This window comes from Oceanobacillus sp. CFH 90083 (genome assembly GCF_009389585.1).
Taxonomy (GTDB): Bacteria; Bacillota; Bacilli; order Bacillales; family Amphibacillaceae; genus Oceanobacillus.
Genome location: NZ_VIYG01000002.1, coordinates 86,747 through 108,574 on the forward strand (window position 1 = coordinate 86,747; position 21,828 = coordinate 108,574).

Below are 21,828 nucleotides of genomic sequence, written 5' to 3' on the forward strand. Positions count from 1 at the left end.
ATCTAACAACTATTAATCGACTATTACCATATATTCTAATATTTAGGTTATCAATATGGAAGCTTCGCATACAATGTTCATAAAGATCCTAAACTTTGCGTTTGCACTGGATATATATCTTCCGTTATTACTTGCGCTTCTCCCTTTTATAAGTTCTTCACCTCTTGCACTAGACTATCGTTTGAAAAGTCATATCGATATCCCATTCACCTGTCTCCTTACTCCGGAACCTTCACCTTCGTCTGTTCAAAATCATGCAGAATAAAACACTCATAATTCTCCAGTGTTTTTTCTTTACGGATAATCGTCTTTTTAAACAAATCTTGATCACTCACCCGCATGCCGACCAAGCCGACAGCTACCTGGTCACGAATATATCTGACCGACTTGTCGTAGCTGGAGCCAATGTAATTATGATGACTACAGAAAATAAAATGAATCCCTGTCCTGCTCCCCTGATCAACTATCTTATAAATATCTTTCAACATTGCATTGGTCCGTTCCATAAATTCTTCTAAATCAGCAATTTGGATCAGCCATCTTGGCTCCTTGCCGCCTTCTTTCTCACGCATATCAATCTCATAAAGAATATTTTGCAGCGCCTGCGTCATCTCTTCTTTTCCGGATACATAGTTATACATGCTTTTTCCGATATCCTGAAAGTGTTGATCTACGGTATCAATAAACATTGTACGGTAAGTATCTTTTAATAGAATGATATTTTTTGCTGTCGATTGAATCATCTGATTCAGCCTTTCTTTCCGGTCACTGACGACTAATAAGTGTTCATCCTGCATTGGGTCAAATCCGAATGGCTGTACATCTTCAAAATTGAAGCCGAGCGGGAGCTTCTTCTCCTCCAGCAGCTGTTTCGTTTTCTTGTGCTCTTTAAACGTTGCAAAATCAATGACTCCCTCTGGCATCATCGGAATCGGCTCAGGAAGCGAACCGCTCCAGAAGGTGAGCATTTCTTCCGCCGTCTTCTGTATGTTATCAATTTGCTCTAACACTTCTTCTCCATAGGTTGGGAGTACAGTCTGGAACAGCGCTGGATCTTCTAATGAAATAATCCCTCTTCCTGGTATCTCTTCAATTTCTAATTCCGTTCTGCCGACAACCCCTCTTACTTCTGAGCGGTCAATCTGATAAAGGGAAATCTGTGTTTTAATATTGGATAATAACGGCATACGCAGCGCCCCTTGTCTGCCAGTGCTCATAATTAAATGAATGCCTATACCGGCTCCTTCCCGGGCGACTTGTGTTATCATTCGTTCAAATTCATCAGCAGAATTCATATCACGTACAGCCTCATAATTATCAAGAACAATACAGATATTCGGTTCTATTTCCCCGCTGGCTTTCTCATACATTGCCAGATTAGCCACGCCGTATTTACTTAATTTTTTCTTTCGATCCTTCATCAATTTCGAAAGCAGACGCAGTAATTTACCGATTTTTTCTTCATCATCAACGGAAAACGTATCAGCAACATGCGGCATATGCTTTAATGGAAGTAAGCCGTTCGTACCAAAATCCAGTAAATAAACATGCAGATGCTCCGGCGAATGCTGACTGCTTAAATCCATAACGACCGTTTGCAGAAATGTCGACTTCCCATAGCCTGGACTGGAGACCGCCAGTATATGCCCTTCTTTGGACAGGTTGATCGTTAATGGCGTTTGCTGCTGCAGCTCGGGCTGGTCTACGATTCCAATCAGCGCCTCCAGCGGCTTTTTCTCCTCGAGCCAGGCTGCTTTATACTCTTCCGTTCTTAATTCCGGTCCATATATCTGCTCCGCCAGTGGAGGAAGCCATGGACGGGGCAGTTGTTCAATCTGCTGCTGCTCTGTATAATCATGAATATAATCAATCACCGCATCTAATTCACTGACTGTCTGTTTCATTTCCTGCTGCTGGTTCAATCCGCTTAAATCTTCATTCAGCAGATCATACTGTCCCAGCTCATTGATGGCATAAATGGTCGTGTCTACATAGTCTGGATCTTTCTTATCCTGTATATAATCAGCGCCGCTCCAGGCACTTTGAAACAGCTCATAAATTTCATTATTCCCAACCTGCATATAAGCACGGCCCGGGAGTGTGATTTCTGCAGCATCGGCTGTTTTTAATATTTCATTTGAATCACTTGCATTCTGTACTTTTAAGGCAAGCTTAAATTTCGAGTTGGACCAGATCTGATCGTCCACGACACCACTTGGCTTCTGTGTCGCCAGAATCAGATGGATGCCAAGAGAGCGACCAATCCTTGCTGTTGATACAAGCTCCTTCATAAAGTCAGGCTGCTCCGATTTTAATTCGGCAAATTCATCGGAAATCAGAAATAGATGCGGCATGGCCTCTTCTACTTTTCCTTCCTTAAACAGCTTCTGATACTGATTGATATGGTTGACTTGATGCTCTCCGAATAAACGCTGCCTTCTCTGCAGCTCTGCTTTTATAGATGCTAATGCCCGTAAGGCCTGTGAACGATCCAGGTTGGTGATTGTTCCTAACAAATGCGGAAGCTTTTCAAATAAATTAGCCATCCCGCCACCCTTATAGTCAATCAGCAGGAACGCTACCTCATAAGGGTGAAAATTTACAGCTAAGGATAAAATATAAGATTGAATAATTTCCGATTTTCCTGACCCTGTTGTTCCTGCAACTAATCCATGTGGTCCATGTGCCTTTTCATGCAGATTTAACTGGACGATATCATCCTTGCCCCGTAATCCTAATGGGACAGCTAAGCTTTTATAGGTTTGATTTTGCTGCCATCTTGTTCCAATAGATAGGCTTTCAACCTGCTCTACATTGTATAATTCTAAAAAAGTGACCTGCTCCGGAATGGAGTTTTTCAGATTTTCCAAATGATTGATAGACGCTAATGCCCGTGCAACATGCTCCTTATCAAATCCGTTAGGAAAGTGATCTGGTGTAAATACTTTGTTTACGAGCTCTTCCTCTTCAATAATGATTTTTCCGTCCTTTGCATCCCGGATATCAATAACTGTCTTAACATGCTCCGGTAATGCCCGCATCACTTCTTGCACAAAGATGAGGGAGACACCGATGTCGGTCGGGTCTTCATTAAATAATTCCATAATCGTGTGATCCAAAAGCAGTTTTTCATCAGTAATCATCACAACATAGTGTGGAGAAAAATGCAGTTTATCACTGCTGTTTCCTCTATCCGCGATTGCTTGCTTCCGCTGCTTTAAGATTTGATAAAAAGAATGCATTACCTGATCTCTGGAGCGTTCATGATAAACAAAACCGCGAACATTTAAATTGCGGATGCTGGAATGCGGCAGCCAGCGCATCCAATACCATTGTGACTTTTCTTCTTCGGGAAATACGGTAATAAATTGCAGATCATGATAGCTGTGAAACATTGACAGCTGTAATACAAGAAGCTGCAGCTGCTCTAATACAAGCTGACGGTGACCAATATAGCCGACCGGTCCCTTCATCAATGATGTTGTAATCGGTACATTCTCCAGATGTTCAAATTGCTTTTTTAATGCCTTCGCTTCGTCAACCAGCTCGTCTTCTTCCTTCATAAATTCTTCCACGCTCAAATCAATTGCATAACTTGCTTCGACATCACCTATTCCTGCACGGAAGCTCAGGAAATCATGCTGATAGCTGTGCTTTTCATAAATTCGTTCTGATACATTTACAGCCATAGTGCTTATTTCTTCTACATCCGGGTAATGATAATACAAAGAATGCCGCTGCTCTTCACTTTTCAGGAATAATTCCTTTGTTTTTCGCTTCATATATTCTTTATAGGTTGTCTCCCGGTGGTGCATATCCTCTTTATATTTTTTTACATTTTTAAAATACGTTGTAATGGCGAAGATAACAGTGACAACCGTGACAGAAAACATCACAAATATAAAAATTCCCCGCGGCCGAATCAAAGTAACGATGATAAGCGCTGCAATCATTACTAATGGCGGAACAATTGTCCGTGCTAACTGTTCGCTGGGCTTATTAGGTTTCGCAGCCGGCTTGGCTATCGTTTGTTTTTCTTCCGGCTCGCGATAAATCAGACGAGGAGAGCGATGGTAGTCAGGATATTCTTCATCGTACTGCTCCGTTTCCTCCACTAATTCCGTTAATTGGGCAGAAAAAACCTGATTGGTTGTTATCTGTAAGCTGTCGGGATATACGATAAGTAAGGCACCATCCATAAACAAATGGTCTCCAGCCTCGATCACAGCTTCTTCTTGAAGCAAGCGATAATTATGGTATACCTTGCCTTTTTGAGCTTCGAGATAAAAATGATTCGTACCCTGCTTGCGAATCAGAAATATATCATTTTCCCATCCTGAGATTTGCAGATGATTGTAATCTGCGCTGCCAAGTGTAATCACATCTATCCCCTGTGTATCCAGCGTAGATGCCTGATGCAAGTCAAATAAATCCAAACGCAGCTCCTGATCATCTGTCTGAATCATAATAGAAGAGGTGATGCTGTCTTTTCCGTATATAAGCTGGTCTCCATCCCAATGTAACAGAATGTCATGCTGTAAACCGGAAAGGGTGATCGCATTCCTCCAGCTGCTGCCTATCACAATGTCCTGTTCCACACCTTTCGTCAAATGGCATTTATGGAGTTCGTCCTGATATGCTGCAAATAGTATAAAGCTCGCCATTTTCTTCTTCTTCCCTTCTCTTATCTTCCAAATCATTTCCCGCTATTCATCATTATTTTCATCATCTGTATTCCCGTTTTCTGCTGCCCCTTCTTCGTCAGATGCTTCTTCCTCTTCAGGCGGGATTAATTCGTAGTCCTCGATCATCTGATCCAGCTCAGACTGTAAACGGTCTAACTCCGAATCTCTTTCTTCTCCTGTCAGGTCGGGATTATTTTGAACCTGCCCAATGTTTTGGATTAATCCATAAATAATTAACTGTGGATCATTAATAAATTTTGCTATTTCTAAAGATTCCTCCAGCTCCCCTTGACCATTGTAAATCCAATATAGTAAATAATCTTCATTGCTATTTACAGAAACGTTGTTCATAATCGCTTCTTTTTCATTATCTGCCAAGCTTTCTACTTGAATGTAGGAATAAGCCAGAATATATTTCGTCTGTCTTGGAAAGTTCTCTGGATTTTCTCCTTCTAACGTGCTGATTACCTGGTTATAATTATTTGTTAAAAAATCACCATGTGCTTCCAGCTGTTTATCCTGAAATGGATTATTTAAAAGTGCGTAATAGATTAATGGTACTGCTAACAAAACGGAAAGAATCGCCATAATAATGGATAACTGCTTAAAGAGCCGAAAACGTCTGAACGGCACCAGACGCATTCTTTTGTCTACTTCTTTTTGTTCTTTCCGGTACTGCTCCTCCAGAAAAGCTTCCACTTCTTCGATGGTTTGCAGGGGTTTAAGATTTCTTTCTAATTCTGTTTCTCCCGCCTGCTCCAAAGCACCATGATATAATTGATCGAATGTATATTTTTTTGAGAAGCAGGCAATAACATAACACTTATACTGCTTCAGTAATTTATCCTGATTATTTTCAAAGGGCGGGACAATATCATGAATACCTCTGCAAATCACCTCTGGCATGAGATTGTCATCAAAGAGAAGATTTTCCGGATGAATAAAAATGGTAGCTCTGCTGGATAAAAAAACACGTAATTTGCCGATATTTCTCAGCAAACGCAATTTCTCATGATATTTCAGCTTTTTTACATCCGCCCATGTCTTTCTGTCTGGCCTGATCGTATAAATAAAGCGATATTGATCCTCTTCCTCTTCTACTTCCATCGGGGTCAGGAAAAAAGTATCCTTTTGAATTAAATCAAACAGACGGCTATGCTGCAGGTTTGTCTGTGATTTTGGTATAACCGTTTCCAGCTTGTTTTTATTTTTCTTTAATTCCCAGGTCATCTGATCCAATTCTATCTTTACTTCATTCATCTCTTTGGTCTCCTTACTTTTCAGAACGAAAGTGTGTTTATGTAGTTACAATCCTGTTCTATAAATACGTGTTCAAAAAGTTCCCAATTAGAAGCAAGAAGGTCAAGGCGATATGGTTTTTACGAACGGTGTGATGATTTCTGTGTTGTCCACACGACGTGGACGGTCTTAACAGAAGTACCTCTATGCTTTTAAATACGTGAGTATCGGAAAAAATCATATCAACGCAGAGATTCGCCACTTATCATTTGTGGACTTTTTGAACATCCTCTATAAGATAACAAGGATATCCCCATTGGTTACAGGGAAATCCTCCAGATAATCGTCATCGGATAGAAGAAGATTTTTAGTTGGTATTTTAATCACTGCCTGTGTATCAGCTTGCTCTATATAAAGCGTCTCCATAATCATGGGGATGAGCTGCTTGACAGTAATTTGTATAGGGATGCGCAGGTCATAGCTGAGCCCGCCCGCCAGCTTATATTGAAAATCCAGTGTTACATCAATATGTGTGTTGTTGGCCATTTCATTTTTCTCCTACGTTAAAAATTTTTGCATTGAAAAATAGAGTGCGATGGATAGTAAGGTTGCAAAAGTAATTAAGCTGATTAAAATAATCGTATTTGCACTGCTTCCTGCCTGTTGATTTTCCTCTTCAGAGCCCGTATTAAATGCGGCAGCAGAATCATAATCTGCTTGAAAAAGTTGATTTTTCACGTGTTCTATCGTTTGGTTTTCTTCTACATCCTCTAAAAATATATGTTGCAGTACCTGTTCTTTCTCTGTCCCTTGCTCCATTACTTTTTCGTCAATTACCTGCTCCGTTTCACTCTTAAAAAGATCAGGGAATTGCTTTTCCAGCTCTGTTTCCCGGTATTCTGTTTCACTTCTGTTATTTTCCTGAATCCGCTCCATCTTCATTTGCAGACTTCCATCTATTTGATTATCTGTATCTGATTCTGCTGATACTCCAATCGGCAGGAGTATCAGCAAAACCAAACAGAAGATGCATTGTCTGTTAACCTTGCTCCATTTGGCTCTCATCTGTGTCATCTTCCTCTCTTTGTGTCCGATGAATGACAAATAAGTTCCCAATTGAACCTAAAATGATACATGTCATAAAAACAAAGAATGCCAGACCAATGGACGCATTTCCTTCTGTTAATTGAATAAGAAAAGCTTCAAAATATTGCATTGGCGAGAATTTTTCCAGCTCCGGCATTCCGATATTTCCTGTTCCAAGCGCATTGGTAAAGAACAGGTAAAAGCTCAGAATAACCAGCATAATAAACATACCTAGCATTTTTAATTGCCTTAATAGATACGTAGAGACGAGAAGCATTCCCAGGACAGTAAATATCATTAATAGTGTTAATTGCAGCATATTCCACTGACTGACTGGTAAATAATAGCTGGCGACAATACCAATCACAATTCCTTCTAAAATACCAACTCCGCCAATGATAAGAGTAATTGGCAGGTTGCTTCTGATCAGGGAACCATCTTCATCAATCAGACTTTTATTTTCGTATTTTTGATGAATGGTTGAAATAACATAGGCTGTAAATAGAACAACCACAAAGGTGATAAGTACAAGGAAATATGGTGTGAATGTGTTTCCTTGTGAAAGCATCGTCCCTTCATTACTTGCATCTACAGGGTTCGATAAAAAGTCATAGAGCGTTTCATTTTGTCGATCACCTATGCGGCTATTAGCTAATACCTCTGAAAAGTTTTCAACAAAACTCTCATCATCTGTTAATTTGCTTACCATATCTTCGGCCAGTGTTTCTGCATTACCCACTAAGTCCAAACCGCTTTGTTCAATATCTGCGGCCTGCTGGTTTAGCTGTTCAAATGTTTCATATACTTGATTGGATTGATCCAGGTTTGTTCCGGCCTGTTCTGCCAAGGATTGACTGTAAGATAACAGCGGACGAAATTCACTGCTCAGATTCATTACAGCGATTTGTTCTCCTTCTGCACTCGCCGCAAGCTCCGGCTGCTCATCAAATAGCTGAAGTGATTCTTCCCGCCAGGCTTGTACATCCGTTAATGTCTCACTCAAGTCGGTATTTAAGGCAGTTGTTTCATTGTTTGTTTGCAAGGCCTGCTCCACAAGTTCTTCAGCCTGTAATTTCATTTCTTCCATACCATTCTGATATGCATCCATATTAAAATTAAATTCTTGAACAGGTGCTTCTAATTGATTTGCCATATCATCCAGGATTTGAGCAGTAAAATAATCCTTCATTAAATTATTAAAATCCTGCTCATTAAATAAATGATAAAGTGACTCATCTGTTGCTAAGCTTGTTAAAGATTGATTTCCCAAGCCAGCAGACAAGGTGTATATATCTGCTCCGAAATAGTTCTCTAACAATCCCTGCACTTTTTGATAATGATTTACGGTATAGATGGTTGTATTTAATAAAGTTTGCATTTCTGCATTGAGATCATGGATGCTTGTCATCACTTTATGCTGAATCGTATTATTTTTAACATACAGCCTTTCAATTTCCTCTTCTTGCTCTTCCTCCTCTTCTCCAGGTGATTCCCCTTCTTGATCAGTATCTTCTTCCTCTTCCCTGTCATTTGATCCGTTTTCGTCCTCTGAACCTTCATTTTCTTCCTCATTATCGTGATTTTCTTCCGTCTCTTCTGTTTCCTCATCATCTTCATTTGCTTCTTCGTTTTCCGTTTCTTCTTCACGATTTCCATCTGATTCCGAATTTTCATCTGGTATTTCTTCTTCACGATTTTCATCCGGCTCAGATTCTTCACCAGGAATCTCCTCGTCTGATTCCGTATTATCTTCCGTATTCACCACCGGAATAGTTTGAGCAGTTCGTATACCAGCTGTGATGGAAGGTGCTGCATGCAGCTGTGCTACTTCTTCAGGCTCATCCACATTTTCGACATCTTCCTGTTCCAATTTCCAGGACCACTCTATCGGATCAAAAAAGTTAAAGGAATTTTCCGCACCAGGCCTTACACCAACACGAACTGTTAATTCCCCTTCTTCATTTGCAGGCAGATATACTTCTCCATTCTCATTTATGGATGCAGTATAATCTCCTTCCCCGCTGCCCGGCAGCTGGATAATAAGGTGGGACAGGTGCAGAGAATCCGGTATTTGCAGTGTGAAAACTTGTCCATCCTTTTCATTTTCAGGAATGTGAACCTTATCCTCTATTTCAAAACCATTTTTTAAATTTTTTTGCAGCCGGTCTAATTCATCTTTTAATAGATTCTGATTATCACCAGCTATCGGGATATCCCTGTCAAATTCATTTTGGTACTGATTGGCTACACGCAGCACCTGTCTGATTTCTTCTTCTTTTTCATTTGGTAATCCGCTGTTCACAAAATCATCCAATTGACGTGATGGCAATTGTTTTACAGCTTGATCGATATTATCTAAAGCAATTTGATTCGGCGCTGATAAAAGTTGATTCAGGTAGAGATTATCTTCTGTCATTTCATCCAAAGCATCCTCAATCTGTTCCGTCATTTCCAATCGAAATGCTTCATTATTATTCTCAAGCAGGAGATCGATTTCCGCCCGCAATGTTTCCATCTGCTCAGCGGACAGTTCAAAATAATTCTCCAGCTCTTCCGCATTCGTTAGAAGATAATCGAAATAATCCATTCGTACCAAGGTGTTATTATAATTTTTTTCTTCCCGCTCAGAAAGCAGATCAGCCATTGTCTGGTTTTCTGCTAAGATGCTCATCAACTGGTCATCAGCCGAGCTCGAGCTGGCTCTCATTTCCTGGTTAACCTGCTCTATATAGCTTTGAAAGGATTGATAGATAGAAATATAGTTTGACCGTAGCTCTGTCACTTCTTCCGAGGCATTTTCCATCTCCGTCAAAAAAGCTTCTCCCTGTTGAGCTTCCTCTCCAAATTGGTTTTCATAGCTAATCAAACGTTGTTCAAATATGTCAAATTGTTCTACAGAGCGTTCGGATTGGTTTTTTAATTGATCAAATTGATCAGTGTAGCCGGATAAAGGGGTGTGGATAACATTCTGATACCTGCCAGTTTGACCAGCCTGCTGATCCACCATCTCAGCTATGTTATCCTGTGCATTTTGCAGATTTCCTACAATACTTGCAAAGTACACGTCAATAATTTGCCGGTTAAAACGATTTAACACATCACTGGCTGTTCTTTCTGCTTCTTCGCGGATGCGCGGATTCTCAGACGCATTTATTCTATAGGATAAAACGACTTGTTCTGGAGCTTCGGAATAAATATTCAGAGATTTTTCCGAAAAGTCGTTGGGGATAACAATCATCATATCGTATGTATTATTAGAAAGGCCGTTTTCTGCTACCCCGCGGCTTACAACATACCACTCATGCTGATTATCGAAGCTTATACTATTCACAAATGCATCTCCAAAAGAAATCATTGCTTCATTAAATAAAAAGCCGTTATCTTCATTTACAAGGGCTATCGACATCGTTTGCGCTTTATTTGGATCTTCTGTTTCTTCTTGCTGATTTAGTGTTAAAAAAGATAACCCGGAAGCAAGAACAATTATTAAAACAAGGAACAGAAACCAGCGTTTATCTATTTTTTTCATGAAATACCTCTCCACCTCTAATAATGCTGTTAAATATTATTGCTATTTTTATAGTAAACAAGCTACATAACGTTGATGTTATGTAGCTTGTTATGAGCTTTACTTTTACATAACTATAATCGTGCTACTTGCCTAAACTTATCGTAAACCGAAGTTGCGAGCCAAAGCTTGATCTTGTTCTTGTACAGCTTCTGCAGTTTTTGTTAACTGTAATTCAATTTGTTTCATTAGATCCGAAAACTCCATAACTTTCGGTTCTAATTCAATAAACTGATTATCAAATTGTGTAAATGCTTCCCCGCTCCATTGATCTCTGAGTTCACCTTGCAACCTTCTAAGATCTTCTAACATACTATCAATTGTATCCGCGCTTCTACCGTATCCCTTAGACTTATCAATTAGTTGCTCTGGGGTCATACGAATTTCTGCCATGCTATTCTCTCCCTTATAATTTATTGTTATTGTGGAAAGCTATTGATATTATTGAACCTTTATGTTCAATAATATCCTTATTAATAGATTAAAAGAACCTATATTTTAAGTCAATAAATTTCCATTTATTTCTCCACAATAATTCTAAAGACTCATTTTTAATTTAACACACTAAAGTGAACAACTTCGAAAAAGGGATAAAAGACTTAGTTATATTATCTTGTTTTCCTATTTTAAGAAATTTTTAATTTATCATTATTATTATCGTTATCTACACTTAAATTATATAGATATATATAACTTAGGAATAATATTTCAAGTAAAAAACTCCTAAATAATAACAAAAACTTTAAAGTCCACATTAAAACAGGGGCTTAAAATGCTTACATATCAATATTGAAATCATTTTTCCTTATTCTCGAAAACTTCGAAATAATGGCGTATATACTCCATTTGAACAGCGAAAAAAATCTATAATATTACTATTTATGAATATATTCGATATTATATGTTTTTTGTGACGATTCCCTCCTGTGAATGCGGAATCATTAAAGTAAACGTTTATTGCTTGATAAAATGAACACTACTGCTCAGGCGCAAGGGATTTGAAGGATGAAATGCATTTCTCTAACCAAATAAAATAATCGTTGGAACTGCATTTTGTATTAAAGAAGTACAGCTCAATCATCCAGAAAACAAATGGCGACAGATGTAATTTAATAATGAAAGATTATATAAAAATCATTATTATTTTATTGCAGATATATAGTAATTTGTTTATAGTTATTGTAAAAGAAAGGGAGAAATGCTGGAGGAATGTAGAATGAAAAAACTTATCAGCATGATGATATGTGTTTTATTATTGCTTGGAGCTTGCAGCACAAATGAACAAGAAGAAAATGTAAAACCTGCAGAAATGAATCCAGATGAATTACCAGAAGTACCGGCATTTGAAAATGAATTTACAAGGGAATTTTTACAGTCCGTAGAGCCAGTACGTGAGGGCTATTATCCTTTTTTATCAAAATCAGAAAGCTTTACCATGGATTTTCCAGAAGAGACAATTATTGAACAACGAAGTCATATTGTAGGACCAGAAAATCGAAGTGAAACTGTTGAATTAATACGAATAGAAAAGTTATTAGACATTCGAGTTAATTATAAGATGCATTATAACCACTTTATGAGTAGTGAAGAAAATAGTAAGGAACAAATGTCTGCACGTGCTAATCGGGATTTGGATGGTTTTAAACCAATTGAAACTAACTTTGATAAGCAAGGTCTGGAAATAGCTGAATACAAACCATTTGAAGATATGCACTCTATATTGGCAATTATTTGGAATGAAAGCCATCAGCAAATACAAATTAATATTACGGTTGTTTGTACTGATGATAAGAATAAAAAGAATTGTATACAGTTACCAGAAGAAGAAAAAGAGAATATCATAGACCACTTGAAATCCATTGAATTGATACCTTATGAAGAGGAGTGATTTTATTGGGAATGTCTATTATTGAAACACCAGAATTTAAAATGAGAATAATTGACTTAGAATAGAAGCATTTTGCTCCTGATATTTTAGAAAATAAATCGTTAGAACAAGCTATAGAAGAATTTAAGAAGGAATTTAACCAAATATACCTTGAAGAGGCCGGCGAATTATTAGATGAGGAAATACACATCTATCATTCATCTGAAGTGAAAAGTGCTACTATTAAAGATTCTGGATATGATGGTACTGCCTTAAAAATTAAGAAGGGTAATAAAGAAGAAATTTATGTGATTTCACAAGGAAGTAAAGATAATAAAGATTGGGAATATAATTTATCTGGTTTATTTGCAGGTCAAGTAGCAGACCAAGCCTATGCTACAGCCGAGTTTGAGCGGGAAGCATTAAATCATTTTAATGTTGCAGATGAAATAAACACAATTGGATTATCCCATTCCTTAGCACATAATAATAATACCACTGCTCATTTATTATTTGATACATTTGATGAAGTATTTAGTGTTAATGGTACACAAACTAATTACTATCAATTATTTAACAGTGATATTGACTTTGAAGAAAAAGTTACAGAAGAATTCAGTATCGGAACCAAATACAACTCCATATACGACATCCCTCCAGAAGAACTCCATGCCTTTGCAGTGGATTTCTACAGTGATAAATCAGAAAATATCACACAATACGGTTTCAACGAATGATCCATTATATGCAGCCAGTTCTGTTCGTGGTTTTTTTTCCTGTTGGAGAAATTAACCGGGTAGATACAAATCCGGATTTACCGGGATTGCATCATCTGGCTTCAGAAATAACGGATGATGTAGTCAAGAGTTTTCAAGATATTGCGATTCAATACGCCATTGGTGCAAAAGAAGGTGGACCATCAAAAGGAATCGAAGCAGTGATTGGTGTAGATCTGAAACTATTTGACAATGATGGATTTTCTGAATGGTTGGGATTCTCTCATCGCAAACATGAATGAGAAATTACCTCCAGTGCTGGAGGATTTACGTGTAATCAATGATAATAAAGAATTACTATTTGGAAAATTGCATGAAGAAGGATATATTACAGAGGAACAAAAAGAAGTAATAATAGAAGAAACCGAAGTTATTTATACCCTTTTGGGTGACTCTGAAAAAACAATTGCCGACAATCAATCATATCGTGACGCTATCGGGAGTGGCGCAGGAGATCCCAGAGGTGCCTTTGGAGTAGATGCTGGATCATTTCTGAATGTAAGATCGTATTACAGTGATCTTATGGACAGCCTTGAAAGAATGAAAAAGACAGGAATTATGGATAACCTGCATATTATTATGAATAGTCACAGTTTACCCGAGATGCTTTCTGCAATGCCGCGAGGAAATAAGAGTTACATTAGTACGGATATGGTTCTTTCTTCTACAGAGGGAGGCAAGTAAATATCTCAGCTGCATTGAGGATGTATCAAGAGTGTCTTCCTTTGCTGGAAGAAAAGACAAGCATTATTAACAACCTGGAGAAGGCAGTGCATGAGGAATTAAAGAATAGCTATGAAGAAGAAAAAGACGCCGTATATAATAGAATTGCGGAGCTGGAGTCCAATCCTGGAAAGCATAGAAATATATTAAGTAACCATATCTACGTTCCAAGATTGAATAAAACTGTACGAGAAATTAAAGTGCATGAAGAAATCTATCCGTTGGAGAATGCTGATTTGGATGAACAGATAGATGAGCTCAAGGACTCTGTTGAAAAAGGATTGGATCATATCGAAACATACCGTACGTCTATTGAAACGTTATTTGATGAAGAATATAACGTTGCTCAAATGTTTAAATTGTTGGGAGAGATTTAGCATGGAGGATTTGCAAACCATAACAGTGACCGAACAGCTGCTGCCTAACGAGGATTATTCCAATAAAAAACAAATACTCAGAGACTACTTGGAGGAAATCAATGATATAGATGAAGATATTTATAAAAAAATTGATGAAATAATTATTGGTGAAAACCAAAAAGGTGAGATAGTAGAAGCTTTGTTATCGGAAAAAGTTTTAATGAGGCGGGAGTATATGTTGAAGCTGATTACTTATCTACAGGTGGGAACGATTGTCAATAATTTCACGGAACAAGTAGAAGATATGAAGCAGCAAAAATTGACAATAACTTATGAAAATACACCAACGACATAATTAATATACTATTAGTCCCATTGCTGGAGAAAGCAATCTATCAAATGAATTCTGCTCCACCTTAAAGAGGAGCTTCACACTCCTCAAAACAGAATGTGAAGCTCCTCCAATTTTATATCAACCAACCTCAATAATCCCGCAACACCAAATAATCCAACAGCTGATAAAAGAAAGGCATCTCCGGCAGCATCGCTAAATCTTTTCTAGCCGCCATGTAATGCTTCCACATTTCCTTTTGGGCTTCAGTCTTACCAAGAATGGAAACAAAGGTCGAGCTATTATTCTGCTGATCCCGTCCCGGCTGCTTTCCTAACAGCTTTGCATCGCCGGATACATCCAATAAGTCGTCCTTAATTTGAAAAGCAATGCCGGCGTGGCAGGCAAAACGTTTGGCAGCCTGCTTCCGTTCATCCGGTTCCCCGGCGATAATAAGGGGCATCATCAGTGCAGCCTCAAATCCGAGAGCCGTCTTATAAACCGAGAGCTCCTTTAACTCATCCAGGGTTAACGTTTTTCCTTTTGCCTGTAAATCAAGGAATTGACCCTTACACATATTTTGCGTTGTCCGGGTTGAGTAAGCAATAAGCTCCAATAGCCGACCCGGATCCTGATGCTTGATAACAGCCTGCTCCTCAACAGCCCGCTGTGTCAGCCACAGCCCGGTCAATTCAGCTGTTGCATGATTATATTTCTCATGCAGTGTCTGCTTTCCTCTTCTTTCTGGAGCATTATCCTGAGAGGGCAAGTCATCAAAAATCAGCGAGGCTGTATGCATATACTCGATTGATTTTGCTAAAGGCAGCACCAGATTATCAGGAAGCTGAAGACCTTCCTTTGCCATCATCCACGTCATGATTGGCCGCAGGCGCTTAGCTTGACCTGATAAGCTGTAGTCTGCTGCTTCCTCTAATGAATTTTCCTTTGCGTCAAAGAGAAGATGCTCTTCCAATTGTTCCTTGATACCCTTCACTTTGAACCCGAACTGCTTCTTTACTTGCTGATTTTGTTTCAATGTATCTAAAAATTGATCCCGAATCCACTTATCAAAGAAAGCCACATTTTGCTGGCGGTTCACTATTTTCTCCAGAGCCTTGTCAAAATGGCTATCAAAGGAAAACTGCTTCAGAAAAGCGTGATAGCGTTCTTTTCCCAGCCTTGCCTTTAAACGCTTCAAGCCATTTATGGCGCGGTCCAATATAATATCTCTCATCTCCGGCTTTTTGGGATAAAGCTTATCAATAAAATAATAAATAACAGACCAATACATCGCAAAGGGATTGATGAAGCTCGTGTTTTGATGATGATACGTCACAAAATACGTATAGGGTGTGACATTCTTATTTGCCAGATCTTCATCAAAATCGGCTAAATCATCGGCCAGCTGGTTATACATGCCATAGTGAAACATATTTGCTTCGATATTCCCATCTTCTGAAAAAGGTTTAAAGGAACGGATAATCAGACGGGAGGAAGCTGCTTTCAGAATGACGGACGTATACAGCTCTTCATTTGTATAATGGGCATTGTCCAGCTGCTTCTGCCGGTCTAATTCCTGAGCTTCAAAAAATAAATAAGCATTTTCTAAGAAATTGTGTCTGCCTTCAGCCGGCTGACATGACTTTAAATAATGGAAAGCTTCGGACAGCTCTTGATACACAGCAGAAATAAACGGCCAATGCTTCTCCTGCCAGTCATCCGCTTTGATCGGGATTACCTCTCCCGTTAATAAAGTTTGTCTGATAAAATAAGCGAACGTCTGCTTTTCCGATACGGTTAATATATCTGCATCGAGGACATCATCAATTAATGGATAAGTCAAGCCATAGTAATAGCCGGTACGAACAGCCTGATCCAGCAATTGTCTTCTTCGTTCTTTGGACGGCCTCTCATTTAATTCCTCGATTTCATGCATCACGACCCCGGCGATAATCTTCATTATTTTTCGCTTGGCTTCATGCTTGTCCAATCCTTCAGGAAGTATCGCGGAAACACGTTGAAGTTTATCTGTTACCCAGAAGAAAACCTCTTCCAGGGATTCTTTTTCTGCCATTTGGTACAGCTCTGTGACATGAAACGGTACCTGCTGTTCCTTCTTATACAAATAATTTTTAATGCCTTCTGTTACCTCAGCTATCCTGTGCTGCATTGCTTCCGATGTAATATCTCTGCCCAGATCACGGAAATAGATATAAGAAACGCTCCGGTGTAAATAGGAATCCAGCTGCCCTGTTTTTGCCAGATAAGCAATAAACGACTTGCCCGGCTGCTGCTTCCATTGATCAACGTTTAGCCATGTTTTCTTTTTAGCGTGCTGGTACTGATAAAGCATCTCTGTCAATGCAGATGCAAAGTCCTCTTGTTGTATTTGAGTATGCAAGTCCTGAAAATATGCTTGTGCCTGCTCCTGCTTTAACTGAAAATAATCTCTATCCATCATCATATTCTATCCCCATATTTTTTGTTAAGTAATTAAGTATATCATGAAGCTTCGCAAACAATGTTGAAGCAAAGAAAAGTTAACAAAAGCTTTACATTTGTTAAAAATATGCCGTTTACCTCATCTCGGATCTTCGGTAAACGGCATTCGTCCTTAACTTATCACTCATTCATTTTTCTATGCTTTATAAAAAATTTTCTTCGTTATTTCCATACAAATCACTGCTGCAGCTGCTAAGCCTGTTGCGATTGCCCATTCCTGCAATCCAAAGGCAGCAGGAATGTTAAATACATCTCTTGCAAATGGCAGCAGCGTAATGCCATATAATACAAAACCTATTACAACAGCACCAATAACATATTTATTGGAGAAGAAGCCCAATTTTATCGATGTCTGTGTATTGGAGCGGGCTGCAAAGGTCTGTAAGGTTCGCGACATAATTAAAGTGGTAAATGCCGTTGCTACCCCCATTTCATTCGAATGGGATAAGCCGATATAGAAGGAAATGATTACAGCAGCAGCAATTAAAATACCGCGTGTCAGCACTGTCCGCAGTGTACCGCCGGCAAAGATACCTTCATTGACCGGACGCGGCTTTCGCTTCATCACACCAGCTTCTGACTTTTCTACACCAAGTGCAATTGCCGGCAGGGAATCATTGACCAGGTTAATAAACAAGAGCTGTAATGCGGTAAACGGATTTGGAAGATTAAAGATAACAGCAAACAGGATCGCAATGATTGCCCCGAGATTTCCGGCAAATAAATAGCCGATTGCTTTTTTAATATTATCAAATACCGTTCTTCCTACCTGCACTGCATTTACAATCGATACAAAATTATCATCGGTCAGAAGCATGGCAGAAGCATCCTTGGAAACATCTGTACCGCTTCCCATCGCAATGCCGATATCCGCCTGTTTTAAAGCAGGAGCATCATTCACCCCGTCACCGGTCATTGCCGTTACAGCACCCTTTTGCTGCCAGGCACGGACAATTCGTATTTTATTTTCAGGTGATACACGGGCATAAACCGATATTTGCTCCAGCTTATCCGTCAATGCCTGATCTGACATCTTATCGAGCTCACTGCCGGTAATGGCAATATCATTGTCTCCCATCAGGCCGATATCTCTGCCAATTGCCTGTGCTGTCGTTTTATGATCTCCTGTAATCATTATTGTCCGGATACCGGCAGATTTTGCTTCTTCAATCGAGCCATACACAGCTTCCCTTGGCGGGTCCATCATTGCTGTCAGCCCGACTAGTACAAAATCCTGCTCATCCTCATAAGTAATCTCAGTCTGGTTTTCCGGTAAGCGTTTATAGCCGTAAGCCAGTACACGTAATGCTTGATTGGAAAAATCCTCGTTGGCTCCTTCAAACTGCGCAAGCACATCTGCCGTCAATGGCTGTTCCTCACCATCTGTCAGCACATAACCGGCTCGCTGGAACATGACATCCGGTCCGCCCTTGACGAATAACAGGCGCTCTCCATCAATGCGGTGGACAGTGGACATCAGTTTACGATCGGAATCAAAGGGCAGCTCTGCTTCTCGCGGATAGTCTTTTCGTAATGCCTGATAATCAAGATGAAATTTATTTGCAAATTGAATTAACGCCACCTCTGTCGGATCGCCAATTTCCTGCTTATCCTGATTAATATAAGAATCATTACAAAGCGCCGCTATATATACAAGGAATTTTTCGGATTTATCCCAATCGTCGGGATTCTCAGGTAAACGTTCCTTATTATGAAACGGTAAAAATTCATCCGTTACTGTCATTTTATTTTGCGTCAGTGTTCCTGTTTTGTCCGTACAAATAATTTTTGTCGATCCCAGTGTCTCCACTGCCGGCAGCTTCCGAATAATCGCATGCTGCTTCGCCATTTTGTTCGTGCCGACAGATAAAACAATCGTAACGATGGACTGCAATGCTTCAGGAATTGCGGCAACAGCAATAGCCACAGAGAACATTAACGCATTTAATAATGCTGTTGCTGTATCAGCCTCGCTGTCTCCAAACCAGATACGGGCTGCCTGGACAGCAAAAATAGCAATACATAAAATAAGAATGCCGACACCAAGCTGCTTACTGAATTTATTTAGCTTCTGCTGTAATGGTGTTTCCTTTTGCTCGGCAGTAGAAAGCATATCGGCAATTTTACCGACCTCTGTTTGATTCCCTGTTCCGGTTACAACAAAAGCACCCCGTCCATATACAACTAAAGAGCTGCTGTAAACCATATTCAGACGGTCTCCTAAAGCCGCTTCTTCTTCAATGACTCGGGTATTTTTTTCTACAGCATCCGATTCACCGGTAAGCATCCCTTCATTTACCCGTAACGAACCGCTTTCCAGCATACGGCCATCAGCAGGGATATAATCCCCTGCTTCCAGGTAGACAATATCTCCAGGAACAAGTTCTTTGGCAGCAATCGTCTTTTCTGTGCCATCCCGCATCACCTTTGCTGCCGGAGCAGACATATCCCGCAATGCCTCCAGTGAGCTTTCCGCTTTTCTTGTCTGTACAACACTAATCACAGCATTGATAAGCAGGACGAGAAAAATAATGAGTGACTCCACCCATTCTCCAATTAATATTTGAACCGCGGCCGCTGCTAACAGAACAATCACCATTGGATCTTTGAAGGTGCCCAGAAAAAGTTTCCATGTCGGAACTTTTTCTTTATCTTCTATTTCATTAAAACCATATTTCTCAAGCCTTGATGCGGCTTCCCTGTTTGATAAGCCCTGTTGCGTGGAATCCACTGCTTCCAGAACATCTTCTGCTTTTTTTTGATATGCTTCCATTTCGAAGTCTCCCTGCTGTTTGTTTTTGTGAATTAGTATCCTGGTTCAAGCGAACGATGTTATCTATTATTTTCAACATGAAATCCATAAAATAAACAAAATTAGTTTATCTTAAGGTATTGCCTCATTTATGTTAAATGAAACCTTATTTTATGTTAAACATACAACATCATACCATACTTTGAAATAACTATACGGAACATACGATGATTTTGTTTCATATATTTGAACTTTTTCATTTAACAGGGTATTCGTTCAAAGAGAATTTTGTAGAAGAAAAGTGGATCTGTGGAGCAATACCTATATTCCCCGCTTCTGATAAAAGCAAGCTTTCCTGTGCTGCAAACCTGTCATTCATTCCTTCTCCCATAAAAAAACGGGATTAAGCCTTTGCTCACTCCCGTATTTAATCTGGAAACTATTCACTTCATTTCTTCCACTAGCATTTCAAAATAATGCACTAACCATCTTGTTTCCAGTCATCATTCAGCCGCTGTAATCAGCTCTTTCAAAAGCTCCTGCCGATTATCCAGCCTCAGGAATTCCTCCGTTGTGATATGCTGCAGCAGCTGCTTTTTTTGTGCTGGAATTAATGAAAGTGAAAGAATACTTTTTCTAGCCTGATCGAGAAAAGCAAGATCTGCTTCTATCTCCTCAGGGAGCTGCTCTGCCAGCTTATTTTTTAGCTGTCTTGCATAAATTGGACTGGCACCGCCCGTAGACAATGCAATAGTTAACCGCCCCTGTTTAAGGACAGAAGGGAAGGATAAGTCACTGTTTTGTGCATCATTCGCTACATAAACAAGCTGATGCGGCTGTTTACTTTCATAAAGAGACCGGTTCAGCTCCTCCTTATCTGTCATTAATAAAAGCAGCAAGCAATCAAACTGCTCTCCCTTGTGAGCCTCTCTTTCCTGCCATTGAATCTCCCCCTTTTGATATAATTGCTGTAAAAAGGGATGGAGGGACGGTGCAATAATGGTTATATCCGCTCCCGCCTCTAAAAAATGACTTACCTTTTTTACCGCAACAGCTCCTCCGCCAACTGCAATTACTGTTTGATTTGTTATCTCTAAAAACAATGGAATTTGCATCAGCTGACTTCTTCCTGAAGCAATGTATTTACCCGATCAACCAAAACCTCAACAAGCTGGTCATCAAATCCTAAATACGGACAGAGGATAAATTGTTTATCGGTTCGCTCTGATAATTCACCTAACTTCTGACGCAGTTCTTTCATTAATACGCCGGAGAATAACAAATACGGGACAATAAATACTCGTGCATGCGGACTTTTCAGCAATTGATCCAGTCCTTCATCCAGTGTCGGGTGCGTTGCAGCCAGATAACAAGTATTTACCTCACTTACGGGAGCCGCTTCCCAGAGCAGACGCGCAATTTTGGTAAGATCACTATTCGCATCTGGATCACTGCTGCCCCGGCCAACCAGCAGCACAGAAGCAGATTCACGTGCTTCATAAACAGGTGGTCTCTTTGTCTGTTTTAACCCTCCCATTTCCAGACGGGCAGTCAGTAAATCAACCATTGCCGGATCGACCCCCATCACCTTTCCATAAGAAAAAGTAACATCTGGATAGCGTTTTTCTGCCTGTTCAATTTCTTTGGGAATATCCAGCTTGGCATGCCCTGCCGAAAGCAGCAGGACCGGCACCACAGCAATTTTTGCTGCCCCCTGCCGGACACAGCTGTCAATACCTGTTTGAATTGCTGGAGAGGCAAGCTCGATAAAACAGGTTTCCTGAATACGGATTTGCGGATTCTTTTTCTTTGCCTTGCCTACAAAAGCCAGCAGCTCCTCATTTCCTCGCTGGACTCGGCTGCCATGCCCGATATATAAAATAGCCTGCATATTATGCTCACCTTCCTTCATGTATTTCCCTTAGGGAGTTACTCCTCAT

At 39.7% G+C, this 21,828-nt stretch carries 16 protein-coding genes; 6 read left to right on the plus strand and 10 right to left on the minus strand.

From position 1 onward, the window contains the following. Positions 1 to 218 precede the first annotated feature (218 nt). The 6 genes from essC to FLK20_RS03025 form a co-directional block, all read right to left on the minus strand. Positions 219 to 4,664 (minus strand): type VII secretion protein EssC, encoded by a 4,446-nt coding sequence (gene essC, locus FLK20_RS03000; protein ID WP_152655085.1) that lies wholly within the window; start codon positions 4,662 to 4,664, stop codon positions 219 to 221. A 42-nt stretch (positions 4,665 to 4,706) separates the two neighbouring features. Beyond that, positions 4,707 to 5,945, minus strand: a complete 1,239-nt coding sequence (gene essB / locus FLK20_RS03005; RefSeq protein ID WP_152655086.1) for a type VII secretion protein EssB — start codon at positions 5,943 to 5,945, stop codon at positions 4,707 to 4,709. Between the two features lie 270 nt (positions 5,946 to 6,215). Beyond that, positions 6,216 to 6,470, minus strand: coding sequence for an EsaB/YukD family protein (locus FLK20_RS03010; protein WP_152655087.1), 255 nt, complete (start codon positions 6,468 to 6,470; stop codon positions 6,216 to 6,218). 12 nt (positions 6,471 to 6,482) lie between these two features. Then, positions 6,483 to 6,989 (minus strand): type VII secretion protein EssA, encoded by a 507-nt coding sequence (gene essA / locus FLK20_RS03015; protein WP_194165506.1) that lies wholly within the window; start codon positions 6,987 to 6,989, stop codon positions 6,483 to 6,485. Continuing rightward, a complete protein-coding gene (esaA, locus tag FLK20_RS03020; protein ID WP_152655089.1) occupies positions 6,964 to 10,539 on the minus strand; it encodes a type VII secretion protein EsaA in 3,576 nt (1,191 codons plus the stop codon). Before esaA ends, essA begins: the two co-directional genes overlap by 26 nt. A gap of 138 nt (positions 10,540 to 10,677) precedes the next feature. Then, positions 10,678 to 10,971, minus strand: a complete 294-nt coding sequence (locus FLK20_RS03025; RefSeq protein ID WP_152655090.1) for a WXG100 family type VII secretion target — start codon at positions 10,969 to 10,971, stop codon at positions 10,678 to 10,680. Between the two features lie 823 nt (positions 10,972 to 11,794). Between FLK20_RS03025 and FLK20_RS03030 the strand changes: the two genes are divergently transcribed. From FLK20_RS03030 to FLK20_RS03040, 6 genes are all read left to right on the plus strand, one after another. After that, the gene (locus FLK20_RS03030) at positions 11,795 to 12,466 is read left to right on the plus strand and encodes a hypothetical protein (RefSeq protein ID WP_152655091.1); all 672 of its coding nucleotides are present in this window, start codon (positions 11,795 to 11,797) and stop codon (positions 12,464 to 12,466) included. Positions 12,467 to 12,609: 143 nt separating this feature from the next. Next, positions 12,610 to 13,182: a DUF6792 domain-containing protein gene (locus FLK20_RS21800; RefSeq protein WP_370453161.1), complete on the plus strand. Its 573-nt coding sequence runs from the start codon at positions 12,610 to 12,612 to the stop codon at positions 13,180 to 13,182. A gap of 8 nt (positions 13,183 to 13,190) precedes the next feature. Next, positions 13,191 to 13,463 carry a hypothetical protein gene (locus FLK20_RS21805; RefSeq protein ID WP_227994836.1) on the plus strand — a complete coding sequence of 91 codons (273 nt, stop codon included), beginning with the start codon at positions 13,191 to 13,193 and terminating at the stop codon, positions 13,461 to 13,463. Continuing rightward, entirely contained in the window at positions 13,456 to 13,905 is a 450-nt protein-coding gene (locus tag FLK20_RS21810) for a hypothetical protein (RefSeq protein ID WP_227994837.1), read from the plus strand. The genes FLK20_RS21805 and FLK20_RS21810 overlap by 8 nt, the downstream gene beginning before the upstream one ends. Before the next feature lie 41 nt (positions 13,906 to 13,946). Next, positions 13,947 to 14,321: a hypothetical protein gene (locus FLK20_RS21815; RefSeq protein WP_227994838.1), complete on the plus strand. Its 375-nt coding sequence runs from the start codon at positions 13,947 to 13,949 to the stop codon at positions 14,319 to 14,321. 1 nt (position 14,322) lies between these two features. Beyond that, a complete protein-coding gene (locus FLK20_RS03040; protein WP_152655092.1) occupies positions 14,323 to 14,658 on the plus strand; it encodes a hypothetical protein in 336 nt (111 codons plus the stop codon). Positions 14,659 to 14,785: 127 nt separating this feature from the next. On the opposite strand, the gene FLK20_RS03045 is transcribed toward FLK20_RS03040, so the two are convergent. From FLK20_RS03045 to FLK20_RS03060, 4 genes are all read right to left on the minus strand, one after another. Next, positions 14,786 to 17,098 (minus strand): polyprenyl synthetase family protein, encoded by a 2,313-nt coding sequence (locus tag FLK20_RS03045; protein ID WP_227994839.1) that lies wholly within the window; start codon positions 17,096 to 17,098, stop codon positions 14,786 to 14,788. Positions 17,099 to 17,272: 174 nt separating this feature from the next. Beyond that, positions 17,273 to 19,909: a cation-translocating P-type ATPase gene (locus FLK20_RS03050; RefSeq protein WP_152655093.1), complete on the minus strand. Its 2,637-nt coding sequence runs from the start codon at positions 19,907 to 19,909 to the stop codon at positions 17,273 to 17,275. 482 nt (positions 19,910 to 20,391) lie between these two features. Next, entirely contained in the window at positions 20,392 to 21,003 is a 612-nt protein-coding gene (locus FLK20_RS03055; protein ID WP_152655094.1) for a precorrin-2 dehydrogenase/sirohydrochlorin ferrochelatase family protein, read from the minus strand. After that, positions 21,003 to 21,800, minus strand: coding sequence for a sirohydrochlorin chelatase (locus tag FLK20_RS03060; RefSeq protein WP_227994840.1), 798 nt, complete (start codon positions 21,798 to 21,800; stop codon positions 21,003 to 21,005). Before FLK20_RS03060 ends, FLK20_RS03055 begins: the two co-directional genes overlap by 1 nt. Between the last annotated feature and the right edge of the window lie 28 nt (positions 21,801 to 21,828).